We start from the raw sequence: 13,725 nt of genomic DNA on the forward strand, positions 1-13,725 counted from the left end.
TATAAATTTTATTATACATGAATCAATTTATTCTGAAAAACTGTGAAAAGATGTAAAGTCAGCAATTTTACTTATCTTGTTAAATAGGAAGAAAGACGTAAAATGGACTAGAAAAAATTTTGTTTATATTGGATAGAATAGTCTTTTTTTAGACTATTTAAATTGTCTAATGCTAATTTTGCGTATTCTGTGTGTTGTTGTTTTAATTCGTTTTCCATTTTAGTAATCGCTTGTTGTAAAGAATCTTCATATTTCATTTCTTCTACATTAAAATCTCTCAATTGTGAACGTGTTGCATAACGTTTTTCATAATGGCTTAAAGCACGTCTTTCATGAAAAAAAACACCTTCAGTTTCACCAGGATGATGTAAATCTCCTTGTTTAGGATGTTTAATGACTTGTTCAATTTGTACTAAAACTTGATGATCGCTATCTTCTTTAATCGTTACACCATAAGTACCTGTTTTGTGAGAGAATCGATATAACATGCTATATTACTTCCTTTCAAATGTGTTAATATGTATCTATATCATCATAACATGAATGGAGAATTTAAATGACTAACTATCCACAGTTAAATAAAGAAATACAAGATAATGAAATTAAAGTAATTATGCATACAAATAAAGGAGATATGACATTTAAGCTGTTTCCTGAGATTGCTCCAAAAACAGTTGAAAATTTTGTGACACATGCAAAAAATGGATATTATGACGGCATTACATTCCATCGTGTCATTAATGATTTTATGATTCAAGGTGGAGACCCTACTGCTACTGGTATGGGAGGAGAAAGTATTTATGGAGGTTCATTTGAGGATGAGTTTTCATTAGAAGCATTTAATTTATATGGTGCACTTTCAATGGCAAATGCTGGTCCAAATACAAATGGTTCACAATTCTTTGTCGTTCAAATGAAAGAAGTACCAGATACAATGCTTAATCAACTTGTTGATGGCGGTTGGCCTGAACCAATTGCTAAAGCTTATGCAGAAAAAGGTGGAACACCTTGGTTAGATCAAAAACATACTGTGTTTGGTCAATTAATCGACGGTGAAACTACATTAGAAGATATTGCGAATACTAAAGTAGGGGCACAAGATAAGCCTGTACATGATGTTGTTATTGAATCTATTGATGTAGAAGACCAAAAAGCTTAATTCATCAATGAAATATCATTAAATAAAAAAGGTGAGCGTAAACTGTTTTAAATAAGACATTTACGCTCACTTTTTTTATTAAAAACGAACTTTTTAATGTAAATTTATGAAGAAGAAATATAAATTTCTAAAGAAATTAATTTTTTATTAGTTTATCGTTAGTCCAAGTATGGGATTTATGCTATTATTAATATGTTAAGAAAAACGAAATAAGGGGTTATCAAGTTGAATACTCACTATAAAGAAGGTCAGCATATTAAAGTGCGTGTGACTGGAATTCAACCGTATGGCGCTTTTGTTGAGACCCCTGACCATACTGAAGGACTTATCCATATTTCAGAGATTATGGATGATTATGTCCATAATCTAAAAAAATTTCTATCAGAAGGTCAAATTGTAAAAGCTAAAATTCTTTCTATAGACGATGAAGGAAAGCTTAATTTGTCACTTAAAGATAATGATTACTTTAAGAATTATGAACGAAAAAAAGAAAAACAGTCTGTATTAGATGAAATTAAAGAGACAGAAAAGTATGGGTTTCAAACGCTTGAAGAACGCCTACCGGTCTGGATTAAGCAGTCTAAACGTGCAATTCGTAATAATAATTGAATGACTGTCAACACGCTAAAACGTTACTTTTTTAAGTAACGTTTTTTATTATGTCAATATATTGCTAAATATAAAAAGATGATTAATGCATATAAGCATAAAAGTAGAGACATAAAAATGTTCATGTTATAGTTTGAAAATAAAAAAACTAAAAGATTTAGAAAGGAATTACTTATGAATAATAAATATAAAAAATTATTTGAAACTGTTACATTACCAAACGGTGTATCATTAAGAAATCGCTTTGTACTTGCACCTTTAACACATACATCATCAAATGATGATGGTACCATTTCAGATGTCGAAATTTCTTACATTGAGAAACGTGCCAAAGATGTAGGTCTTGCAATTAATGCTGCAAGTAATGTAAATGATATTGGTAAAGCCTTCCCAGGCCAACCCTCTGTCGCACACGATTCAGATATCCAAGGTTTAAAACGCTTAGCGACAGCAATGAAGAAAAATGGCGCAAAAGCATTAGTCCAAATTCATCATGGTGGTGCACAAGCTTTACCTGAATTGACTCCTAATGGAGATGTTGTGGCACCAAGTCCCGTTTCAATGAAAAGTTTTGGTCAACAACAGGAACATCATGCGAGAGAAATCACTACTGAAGAAATCGAACAAACAATTAAAGATTTCGGTGAAGCTACACGCCGTGCTATTGAAGCTGGGTTTGACGGCGTAGAAATACATGGAGCGAACCATTACTTAATTCATCAATTCTTCTCTCCATACTATAATCGTCGTGAAGATGAATGGGGAGACCATTTAAAATTCCCACTTGCAGTGATTGATGAAGTATTAAAAGTTAAGGAAACTTATGCAAATAAAGATTTTATTGTAGGTTATAGATTATCACCAGAAGAAGCAGAATCGCCTGGTATTTCAATGGAACACACAGAAAAATTAATTAAAACAATTACGAAAAAAGCGATTGATTATGTTCATATTTCAATTATGGATATTCATTCACAAACACGTGAGGGTAAATATGAAGGAGAAGAACGTCTAAAACTTATCCATCAATGGGTAGATGGACGTATACCAGTTATTGGTATAGGTTCTGTATTTAGTGCTGATGATGCTTTAGATGCAGTAGAATCGACAGGTATTGAACTCGTAGCATTAGGTCGTGGCATTCTTCTAGATTATAACTTTGTCAATAAAATTGAAGAGGGTAAAGAAGAGGAAATCATCTCATACTTTGATCCAAATCGTGAAGATAAACATGCGTTACCACCAAATTTATGGGAACAATTTAATAAAGGATTTTATCCGTTACCTCGTAAAGATAAATAATTAATAAAATATGAAATAGTTTGGTAGTGAGACAGAATTCATTATGAATTTTGTCTACTACCTTTTTTTATTAAGAGAAAAAAGTTTATATCAAAATTTTAGATAATAGAAATAATTTACTTGTAAAATGTCAAGGGGATATGTCATTATGTTTGTAAGGGCTTTCATTTATGGAGTTAGAGAGAATTTAATATTTTAAAATAGAGTTTCGAAAGCCAGTAAATATAGTGATTAGTTTTAATATAACAATAAGCAAAGGGGAGATATTATGACTAAATCTGAAAAAATTATTGAACTAACAAACCATTACGGTGCTCATAACTATGTGCCGCTACCAATTGTTGTTTCAGAAGCAGAGGGAATTTGGGTTACTGATCCAGAAGGTAATAAATATATAGATATGTTATCGGCATATTCAGCAGTTAACCAAGGTCATCGTCATCCAAAAATTATTCAAGCATTAAAACATCAAGCTGATAGAGTGACACTTGTCTCTCGTGCTTTTCATAGTGATAACTTAGGGGAATGGTACGAAAAAATTTGTAAATTAGCTGGTAAAGATAAAGCACTACCAATGAATACAGGTGCTGAAGCAGTTGAAACAGCATTAAAAGCTGCGCGTCGTTGGGCCTATGACGTTAAAGGTATTGAACCAAATCAAGCTGAGATTATTGCATTTAATGGGAACTTCCATGGTCGTACAATGGCCCCTGTGTCTTTATCATCCGAAGCTGAGTATCAACGTGGATATGGTCCTTTACTAGAGGGTTTTCGTAAAGTTGACTTTGGTAATGAAGCACAATTAAAAGAAGCAATTAATGAAAATACAGCAGCTGTTTTAGTTGAACCTATTCAAGGCGAAGCAGGTATTAATATTCCTCCAGAAGGTTATTTGAAAACCATTAGAGATTTATGTGATGAACATAATATTTTGTTTATCGCTGATGAAATTCAAGCTGGATTAGGACGAACTGGAAAATTATTTGCATGTGATTGGGATAATGTTAAGCCAGATGTATATATTTTGGGGAAAGCACTTGGTGGAGGCGTCTTACCAATTTCAGTTGTATTAGCAGATAATGAGGTGCTTGATGTATTTACACCTGGTTCTCATGGTTCTACTTTTGGTGGCAATCCGCTTGCTTGTGCAGTGTCAATTGCGGCTTTAGATGTCATTATTGATGAAAATTTACCAGAACATTCAAATGAACTAGGTGAATATTTTAAAACAGAATTACAAAAGATTAATCACCCTGCAATTAAAGAAGTTCGTGGACGCGGGTTATTCATTGGTATGGAATTACACGAAAGTGCAAGACCATTTTGTGAAGCGTTGAAAGAAAAAGGTTTAATATGTAAAGAAACCCATGATACAGTAATTCGTTTTGCACCACCTTTGATTATTACTAAAGAAGAAATAGATGAAGCATTAAATCGAATTAGAAGTGTATTTGAGTAAATAGACGTAATAGGGCATGATTTAATTTCTTTAAAAAGTATAGGCGTGTTACAATACTTATGAAAGCGAAAACATTTGTGAAAAAAAGAGGCGAAAGTGATTATGACTGAGAATAATAATTTAGTGACTTCTACACAAAACATCATTAAAGAAGCATTGCATAAATTGGGATTTGATGATGGTATGTATGATTTAATTAAAGAACCATTAAGATTCTTGCAAGTACGTATTCCAGTACGTATGGACGATGGTACAGTTAAAACATTTACTGGATATCGCGCACAACATAATGACGCTGTAGGACCTACTAAAGGTGGCGTTCGTTTCCATCCTGATGTAGATGAAGAAGAAGTCAAAGCTTTATCAATGTGGATGACCTTAAAATGTGGCATTGTCAACTTACCTTATGGTGGAGGTAAAGGTGGTATTGTATGTGATCCACGTCAAATGAGTATTCATGAAGTAGAACGTTTATCACGAGGATATGTACGTGCGATTTCTCAATTTGTAGGACCAACTAAAGATATTCCTGCTCCAGATGTGTTTACAAATTCTCAAATTATGGCTTGGATGATGGATGAATATAGTGCTTTAGATAAGTTTAATTCTCCAGGTTTTATTACTGGTAAGCCAATTGTCTTAGGTGGCTCACAAGGACGTGATCGTTCTACTGCTCTTGGCGTAGTGATTGCTATTGAACAAGCTGCTAAGCGTAGAGGAAAAGAAATTAAAGGGTCACGTATTGTGATTCAAGGCTTTGGGAACGCTGGAAGTTTCTTAGCTAAATTTTTAAATGATATGGGCGCTAAAGTAGTTGGAATTTCAGACGCGTATGGTGCATTACATGATCCTAATGGCTTAGATATCGATTACTTACTAGATCGTCGTGATAGCTTTGGTACTGTAACTAACTTATTTGAAGATACAATTTCAAATAAAGAATTATTCGAACTTGATTGTGATATTTTAGTACCGGCTGCAATTTCAAATCAAATCACAGAAGATAATGCACACGATATTAAAGCTGATATTGTTGTGGAAGCGGCAAATGGACCAACTACTCCAGAAGCTACACGTATTTTAACTGAACGTGATATTTTACTTGTACCAGATGTATTAGCAAGTGCAGGTGGCGTGACAGTATCTTATTTTGAATGGGTACAAAATAACCAAGGTTATTACTGGTCAGAAGATGAAGTAAATGAAAAATTACGGGAAAAATTAATCGAGGCTTTTGATACTATTTATGAATTAGCACAAAATAGAAAAATTGATATGAGATTGGCAGCTTATATCGTAGGAATTAAACGGACCGCTGAAGCAGCACGTTATCGTGGATGGGCGTAAATATAACTATTAAAAATGAACCTCTCAATGATGAGAAATATATTACTCGTCATTGAGAGGTTTTTAATTAATAAAATTACTCGTTTGGAATGGTAGCTTTATATTTATCAGCAAAATTTGTAAATAGACCGTCAACACCATATTGGTTTAAACGTTGCATATCTGTAGTTTTATCTACTGTATAAGGATGAATTAGGAAACCTAAATCTTTTAAATGCTTAGTGTTTTCAGCGTTTAAACTAGTATAATCTGGGCCGACACCTATAGCATATGAGCGAATATGTTTTAAATCCGCTTCACTTTGTTGTTGCAATTCATTTTTATCAAGTAATTGAATCAATGGTACGCTTGAATCTAATTGGTGCATTTTTTGTAAACTTTCTTCTGAGAAAGATTGAATTAATATATGTCCATGATTTAAAGAGTTACCAGTTAACATGTGATGTTTTTTTAACGTTTCAAGTAGTTGTTCTTCCATACCTGGATATACATTAGGATTTTTAGTTTCAATATAATAATTAGCCTTTGTACCGTATCGAGATAAAATTTCATCTAGAGTAGGGACTTTAGCATTTTTATATTCTGGTTTCGCATATTCAGGGTGAGCATTGTTAAACCATGACCCAGCATCTAGTTGTTTAAGTTGTGCGAGTGTATAGTCTTCGACACGACCTGTACCGTTTGTTGTACGATCAACGGTTTCGTCATGCATTGCTACAAGTTGTCCATCTTTCGTACGTTGTAAGTCTAATTCAATATACGACGCCCCTAACTCATTATGACTTTTATCATATGCATGAAACGTATGTTCCGGCACATAGCCACTTGCACCTCTATGAGCGATAGTCGTAAAACGTTCGCCAGTTAAGTTGGTCATCCAATTCGAATGATCTTGATTACGATGTTTACTAATCGCTACTGACGTATATTTATTTTGTGATTGATTAAACTGTTGATGTGCTGCAGCAGAATTAGAAGCATTGCTATGGTTGTTATGATTATTATTTGCTTCTACTGGATTATATAATGTTACTAAACCGATAGTGGCTATTGCTAAACTAGATATCATTGCTTTTTTAGAAACCTTCAAAAAAACTCATTCTCTCAATTCAATTTAAAAATACATTAAAACTTTAGCAAAGAGAAGAAGTTTTTAGAATAATTTTTTCAAAATTTTAGCAAAACTATTAATTTATTAACAATAAATATAGAGAAAGTTAAAATAATTAAATTAAATTAAAAATGAGTCTCGCCCAATTACTTTGTATGTATATGTAATTTTACAGTGAAATATTTAAAAAAATAAGGCACTTTCGTATAATTTAATAAACAACACTAAACTAAATTAACGAAGTACCTTATGTATAAAAATTCTAACATGACTTAACTGACTCTACGAAAGGAAACTTCAGTACTTATTCTCACAAATGATGTGATCTTCACAAAATCAAACCCCTTCTTATAAAACGATTAAGCGATTTAGAGTTAATCCTCAAATAGATGCTTTATTAGAATCTTTATTTATTCGATTTCATAGTCATTTAATAATAGTATTCATTATTGTTTTAAAATATTTTCTGCAACGTTCAATTGATGACGCACAGCATCTTGGCCTGTAGAACCATAACTTTTTCTTCTATTTAAACAATTTTCTGGTTTTAAGTAATCATATACATCTTCTTCGATTTTATCATTTAATTCTTGATAACGTTCAAATGGTACATCTAATAAATAGATGCCTTGTTGAATACATTCAAAGACAATTTTTCCTACAATTTCATGTGCTGTTCTAAACGGTACATTTTTATCTACTAAATAATCTGCAAGTTCTGTTGCGTTAGAGAAATCTTGATGCACTGTTTCATTTAAACGATTTGTATTAACCGTTAACGTATTAAGCATGCCCTCAAAAATACGTAAAGAACCTTTAATTGTACGAACAGAATCAAATAAACCTTCTTTATCCTCTTGTAAGTCTTTATTATATGCAAGAGGCAAGCCTTTCAATGTGACAAGCATACTCATTAAATGTCCTGTCGTACGTCCAACTTTACCACGAATGAGTTCAGCCATATCTGGATTTTTCTTTTGAGGCATAATAGATGAACCAGTAGAAAATGCATCAGATAGTGTAATAAATTTCGCTTCATCCGTAGACCAAAAAATAATTTCTTCTGCAAAACGTGATAGGTGAGTCATTGTTAATGATATATTATGCAATGTTTCAATAATGTAATCACGATCACTCACTGCATCAAGACTATTTTCATAAATATATTCAAAACCAAGTAATTCTTGAGTTTCATGTCTATCGATAGGATGTGTAGTGCCACTCAATGCTGCAGCGCCAAGAGGAGATATATCAATACGTTTTAAACTATCTGCAAAACGTGTATAGTCTCTTTCCAACATCCAAAAATATGTCATGATGTGATGAGCGAAAGAAATAGGTTGAGCACGTTGTAAGTGCGTATAACCTGGCATAATCGTTTCTACGTGAGATTTTGCTAGAGTTAAAATAGACTCTTGGAATGAACGAATAAGTGCTTGAATCTCAATGACCTGTTTTTTTACATAGAGATGTAAGTCTGTTGCTACTTGATCATTTCTGCTACGACCTGTGTGTAACTTGCCACCTGGATCTCCAATGCGTTGTATCAGTTCGTGTTCGATATTTAAATGTATATCTTCTAAAGCATGTTTAAATTCAATATTATGGTTATGAAAATCTGTCTGTATATCTTTCAAACCTTTTACGATGGCATTTTTTTCTTCTTCAGAAATAATGTTTTGGTGTGCAAGCATTGTTGTATGTGCAATACTACCTTGAATATCCTCATCTAAAAGCGTTTGGTCAAAGTCAATAGAAGCATTAAACGCATCTACCCACTCTTCAGGTTGTTGTTGAAAACGACCTCCCCATGCTTTATTACTCATTACTATAACCTCCATGTAAATAAGCATTTACTTGTGTTGGTAGTCCATAAATATCAATAAAGCCGACTGCAGCTGATTGATCAAAAGCATCTTCTTTAGTATAAGTTGCTAACTTTTCATCATAAAGTGTATAAGGCGATTTTCTACCATTAACAATAGCATTACCTTTAAATAATTTAACTCTAACATCTCCTTCAACATAGTGTTGAGTGCTATCGATGAATTGCTTTAGACTGTCTGTTAAAGGTGAGAACCATAAACCATTATATGTTTGTTCAGCAAATTGTTTTTCAATGACTGGTTTAAAATGCGCCACATCTTTAGTTAATGTTAATGTTTCTAAAGATTTATGAGCTTTTAATATAACTTCAGCACCTGGCGTTTCATATACTTCACGTGATTTTATACCAACTAAACGATTCTCTACGTGATCGATACGTCCGATACCATGTTTACCAGCTAAATCATTTAATGTTAGAATTAGCTGATCTAAATCATAGTCTTTATGGTTAAGTTGAACAGGAACACCATTTTTAAATGATAAGATAATTTCATCTGGTGTATCTGGTGTATCCTCTAATTCAGCAGTTAAATCATATGCATCTTTCGGTGGAGCAGCATAGGGATCTTCTAAGATACCACATTCATTTGCACGGCCCCATAAATTTTGATCGATTGAATAAGGTGAATCATGATTAATACTTACAGGAATACCATGTTTGATTGCATAGTCGATTTCTTCTTCACGACTCCAGCCCCACTCTCTAACAGGAGCAAATGTTTTCAAATTAGGGTTAAGTGCTTTAATTGCTACTTCAAAACGTACTTGATCATTACCTTTACCAGTACAACCATGTGCAATACCGATTGACTTTGTTTGTTCAGCAATTTCTACTAATTTCTTCGCTATTAACGGTCTTGAAAGCGCAGATACTAAAGGATAACTGTTTTCATAGATTAAATTTCCTTTTATTGCATAACTTACGTAATCTTCACTAAATTCCTTAGTTGCATCAATAATATGACATTCGACGGCGCCCATGTCTAATGCTTTAGAATAAACAACATCTAAATCTTTACCTTCGCCAACATCTAAACATACTGCTACTACGTCGTACCCTTTATCTATAAGCCATTTAACAGCTACACTAGTATCTAATCCACCTGAATAAGCTAAAACAATTTTATCTTTCATATTGTCACCTCAAAATTTTTCTGAAAATTAATATAATTCTATACTAACAGATTATTTTTGAAAATAAAACCATTTTTTTACATATTTATACAAAATAAAGATAATTGGAATAGTATTAATCATCTATTGTTATTTCTATATTCATTGAATATTACTACAACTAAAGAGTTGATTGCTATTTCAATTGTGTATTCATTACAAAGTAAAGTAATTCAATGATTCTAAAAAAAAAAACAGACTATTTTTTGAATAATTGAACTTGTTCATTGAATAGATAACTTAAAGTTAGTAAAATGAAACTAATTCATAAACATTGGAGGATCTATAAATGACTCATATTCAATTAGATTATGGCAAAACCTTAGAATTTTTTGGTCAACATGAACTTGATCAACAAAAAGATATTGTAAAAACAATTCATAAAACGATTCATGAAGGAACGGGTGCTGGAAGCGACTTTTTAGGTTGGGTAAATTTACCTGAAGATTACGATAAAGAAGAGTTTTCTAGAATTCAAAAAGCAGCGAAACATATTCAATCGAATTCAGATGTATTGGTAGTTATCGGAATTGGCGGTTCATATTTAGGTGCACGTGCTGCAATTGAAATGCTTACTTCATCTTTCCGTAACAATACAGAATATCCTGAAATTGTATTTGTAGGAAATCACTTATCTTCAAGTTATACACAAGAATTAGTGAATTACTTGTCTGATAAAGACTTTTCAGTAAATGTGATTTCTAAATCAGGAACAACGACTGAGCCTGCTGTAGCATTTAGATTGTTTAAACAATTAGTTGAAGAAAAATATGGTAAAGACGAAGCAAAAAAACGCATCTTTGCTACAACTGATAAAGCAAAAGGTGCATTGAAACAATTAGCAGATAATGAAAGTTATGAAACATTTGTTGTACCTGATGATGTAGGTGGTCGTTATTCAGTATTAACTGCGGTAGGATTATTACCAATTGCAACTGCAGGTATTGATATTGAAGCAATTATGAATGGAGCAAATAAAGCTCGTAAAGAACTATCATCTGAAAATTTAGAAGAGAATATTGCATATCAATATGCAACAATTCGAAATGTTCTTTATAATAAAGGTTATACAACTGAGATGTTAATTAACTACGAACCATCTATGCAGTACTTTAATGAATGGTGGAAACAGTTATACGGTGAATCTGAAGGTAAAGACTTTAAAGGTATTTATCCTTCAAGCGCAAACTATACTACTGATTTACATTCATTAGGTCAGTATGTTCAAGAAGGACGCCGTTTCTTATTTGAAACTGTTGTAAAAGTAAATCAACCTAAACATGATATTACAATTGAAAAAGATGATGACGATTTAGATGGCTTAAATTATTTAGCTGGAAAAACAATCGATGAAGTTAATACAAAAGCATTTGAAGGTACATTATTAGCTCATACTGATGGTGGCGTTCCTAATATCGTTGTGAATATCCCACGTTTAGATGAAGAAACATTCGGTTATGTCGTTTACTTCTTTGAATTAGCTTGTGCGATGAGTGGCTATCAATTAGGTGTTAATCCATTTAACCAACCTGGCGTAGAAGCTTATAAACAAAATATGTTTGCTTTACTTGGTAAACCAGGTTATGAGGATAAGAAAAAAGAATTAGAAGAACGTTTATAATATCAACATAAATTTAAATAAAATAATCATTTAAAGCCTAGGACACGATGAGCTGTCTTAGGCATTTTTAATATATTGGCAGTCAATGACTCAATTGAATATATACTTATATCAATCTTTTTTAGCATATAGACTTTCATAAAAAGAAGTTTTTGTTTAACGTAAGATGGGGTCAAGAGAAAAGGATTGAATTCGTTGTGAATTCAGTCTCATTCTTTTTTAAAAGATTAATATGACTAATGTTAAATCTGTTATCTAGTACTTGTGACTGATTTCTTAGTGAATTAATAGTTTTTTTAAGAAAAGAGTGTAAAATAATTTTATACTCAATAGAGAATGATGAAATTTCAAGAAAGGATTTGATGATATAGTGTTTCATCAAATTGAACATTGGTTTAATGTGTTACAACAATTAGGATACTTTGCAGGTTTTATTATTCTCTATTTAAGAGCTATAATTCCTGTTTTTCCTTTAACTCTCTATGTCATCTTAAATGTTCATATTTATGGTTTTATTACAGGAACTATTATTAGTTGGTTAGGGATCGTCGCTGGAACATTTACTGTATTTTATTTTTGTAGGAAATTCGTTGATACATCTTTTATGCAAAGAGTTAAAGCAAAAAAAGGTGTAAAAAAACTCACACATTTTATAGATAAACAAGGACTTGTTCCTATTTTTATATTAATGTGTTTTCCATTTACACCTAATACAGTAGTGAACTTTGTAGCTAGTTTTTCTCATATTAAAATGAAGAATTATTTTATTATTTTATTATTTTCAAAGCTTATTTCCATATCATTTTTAGCGGTGATGGGTAGAGAAGTGACTACATTTTTAACTCATCCTATAAGAGCAATTATTTTAATTATTGTTACTATAGTCATATGGTTTATTGGAAAAAGAGTTGAAAAACATTTTATGGGAACACATGAGGAGTGACATTTTGCGTCGAATTATAAGTACAAGTATATCCATTATTTTAGCAATTATTTTCGTGATGTTTATTCAAATTTTTTTACTAAGAAGCGCAATTGTTCATACTAATGAAATGGCCCCCACTCTAAATAAAAATGATTATATAATGATTAATAAATTGAAAGTGACATTTAATTTATTAAATGAAGGGGATATTATTATGTATCGGCATCATAATCAAATTCATTTTAGCCGTATTATTGGGAAAGCAGGCGAATCGATAGAAATAAGGCATGGTAAATTATATAAAGATGATAGACAAGTGAATAAATATTATGCTAAAAATAGAGATATTAATGATTTCGCATTACGAGATTTAGAAAATACTGATGGGGATATTATTCCACCTGACTCATTTTTAGTGTTGAATGATCATAGTAATACATTAACTGATTCGAGAAGATATGGATTAATTAAAAAAAGTGATGTTATAGGAAATGTATGTCTAAGATATTATCCTTTTAGATCATTCAACTATGAGTTTAATAAATAGATGAGGTGTTATATTTGAAAAAAGAAATAACAGAATGGATTGTTGCGATAGCTGTAGGTTTATTGCTCGTATGGCTTGTAGTCACTTTTGTTGCCAAATCCTATACAATAAAAGGTGACTCAATGGATCCAACATTAAAAGATGGGCAACATGTGATGGTTAACATTTTAGGTTATAAGGTAGGAAACATAAAAAAAGGAAATGTTATTGTCTTCCATGCTAATCAATCTGATGACTATGTTAAAAGAGTAATAGGCGTACCAGGAGATAGTGTGACATATAAAAAAGATCAGCTATATATTAATGGGAAAAAGGTAAATGAGCCTTACTTAGACTATAATGAAAAACATAAACAAGGAGAGTACATTACAGGATCTTTTGAAACTAAGGATCTTCTTAATGCTCATCCTAACTCTAACGTTATTCCTAAAAATAAATACTTAGTATTAGGAGATAACCGTGAAGTTAGTAAAGATAGTAGAGCGTTTGGATTAATAGATAAACAACAAATCGTCGGTAAAGTATCATTTAGATTTTGGCCATTAAATAATTTTAAATTTAATTTTAATCCAGATAAGTAGGATA

General features: G+C 31.8%; 13 protein-coding genes. 9 read left to right on the forward strand and 4 right to left on the reverse strand.

From position 1 onward, the window contains the following. Positions 1–107: 107 nt before the first annotated feature. Positions 108–488, reverse strand: a complete 381-nt coding sequence (gene kapB, locus HMPREF2881_RS08375) for a sporulation phosphorelay system protein KapB (protein WP_002448064.1) — start codon at positions 486–488, stop codon at positions 108–110. A 68-nt stretch (positions 489–556) separates the two neighbouring features. Between kapB and HMPREF2881_RS08380 the strand changes: the two genes are divergently transcribed. From HMPREF2881_RS08380 to HMPREF2881_RS08400, 5 genes are all read left to right on the forward strand, one after another. Then, positions 557–1,159: a peptidylprolyl isomerase gene (locus HMPREF2881_RS08380; protein ID WP_002488356.1), complete on the forward strand. Its 603-nt coding sequence runs from the start codon at positions 557–559 to the stop codon at positions 1,157–1,159. A 225-nt stretch (positions 1,160–1,384) separates the two neighbouring features. Next, a complete protein-coding gene (ygs, locus tag HMPREF2881_RS08385; protein ID WP_002455545.1) occupies positions 1,385–1,768 on the forward strand; it encodes a S1 domain-containing post-transcriptional regulator Ygs in 384 nt (127 codons plus the stop codon). A 174-nt stretch (positions 1,769–1,942) separates the two neighbouring features. After that, positions 1,943–3,070, forward strand: coding sequence for an NADH-dependent flavin oxidoreductase (locus HMPREF2881_RS08390; protein WP_002488325.1), 1,128 nt, complete (start codon positions 1,943–1,945; stop codon positions 3,068–3,070). Positions 3,071–3,338: 268 nt separating this feature from the next. Continuing rightward, positions 3,339–4,529: an ornithine--oxo-acid transaminase gene (locus HMPREF2881_RS08395; protein WP_002488339.1), complete on the forward strand. Its 1,191-nt coding sequence runs from the start codon at positions 3,339–3,341 to the stop codon at positions 4,527–4,529. A 102-nt stretch (positions 4,530–4,631) separates the two neighbouring features. After that, positions 4,632–5,876 (forward strand): Glu/Leu/Phe/Val family dehydrogenase, encoded by a 1,245-nt coding sequence (locus HMPREF2881_RS08400; RefSeq protein ID WP_002488318.1) that lies wholly within the window; start codon positions 4,632–4,634, stop codon positions 5,874–5,876. A gap of 76 nt (positions 5,877–5,952) precedes the next feature. Here the strand turns inward: HMPREF2881_RS08400 and HMPREF2881_RS08405 are convergent, their stop codons facing one another. The 3 genes from HMPREF2881_RS08405 to HMPREF2881_RS08415 form a co-directional block, all read right to left on the reverse strand. Further along, a complete protein-coding gene (locus HMPREF2881_RS08405) occupies positions 5,953–6,966 on the reverse strand; it encodes a glycerophosphodiester phosphodiesterase (protein ID WP_002488352.1) in 1,014 nt (337 codons plus the stop codon). A gap of 467 nt (positions 6,967–7,433) precedes the next feature. Further along, positions 7,434–8,813 (reverse strand): argininosuccinate lyase, encoded by a 1,380-nt coding sequence (gene argH / locus HMPREF2881_RS08410; protein WP_002488315.1) that lies wholly within the window; start codon positions 8,811–8,813, stop codon positions 7,434–7,436. Further along, on the reverse strand, positions 8,806–10,008 hold the full coding sequence (locus tag HMPREF2881_RS08415; protein WP_002488366.1) for an argininosuccinate synthase: 1,203 nt from the start codon (positions 10,006–10,008) through the stop codon (positions 8,806–8,808). The genes argH and HMPREF2881_RS08415 overlap by 8 nt, the downstream gene beginning before the upstream one ends. A 328-nt stretch (positions 10,009–10,336) precedes the next feature. Here HMPREF2881_RS08415 and HMPREF2881_RS08420 point away from each other — a divergent pair, with 328 nt between their 5' ends. The 4 genes from HMPREF2881_RS08420 to lepB (HMPREF2881_RS08435) all read left to right on the forward strand — a co-directional run bounded on the left by HMPREF2881_RS08420 (position 10,337) and on the right by lepB (HMPREF2881_RS08435) (position 13,721). After that, positions 10,337–11,668 carry a glucose-6-phosphate isomerase gene (locus HMPREF2881_RS08420; RefSeq protein WP_002448167.1) on the forward strand — a complete coding sequence of 444 codons (1,332 nt, stop codon included), beginning with the start codon at positions 10,337–10,339 and terminating at the stop codon, positions 11,666–11,668. A 367-nt stretch (positions 11,669–12,035) separates the two neighbouring features. Then, a complete protein-coding gene (locus tag HMPREF2881_RS08425; protein WP_037555865.1) occupies positions 12,036–12,611 on the forward strand; it encodes a TVP38/TMEM64 family protein in 576 nt (191 codons plus the stop codon). A gap of 4 nt (positions 12,612–12,615) precedes the next feature. Then, positions 12,616–13,140, forward strand: coding sequence for a signal peptidase I (lepB, locus tag HMPREF2881_RS08430; RefSeq protein ID WP_002448253.1), 525 nt, complete (start codon positions 12,616–12,618; stop codon positions 13,138–13,140). 14 nt (positions 13,141–13,154) lie between these two features. Then, entirely contained in the window at positions 13,155–13,721 is a 567-nt protein-coding gene (gene lepB / locus HMPREF2881_RS08435; protein WP_002448121.1) for a signal peptidase I, read from the forward strand. The last annotated feature ends 4 nt before the right edge of the window (positions 13,722–13,725 follow it).

This window comes from Staphylococcus sp. HMSC057A08 (assembly GCF_001812925.1).
In the GTDB taxonomy this organism is placed as follows: Bacteria; Bacillota; Bacilli; order Staphylococcales; family Staphylococcaceae; genus Staphylococcus; species Staphylococcus hominis.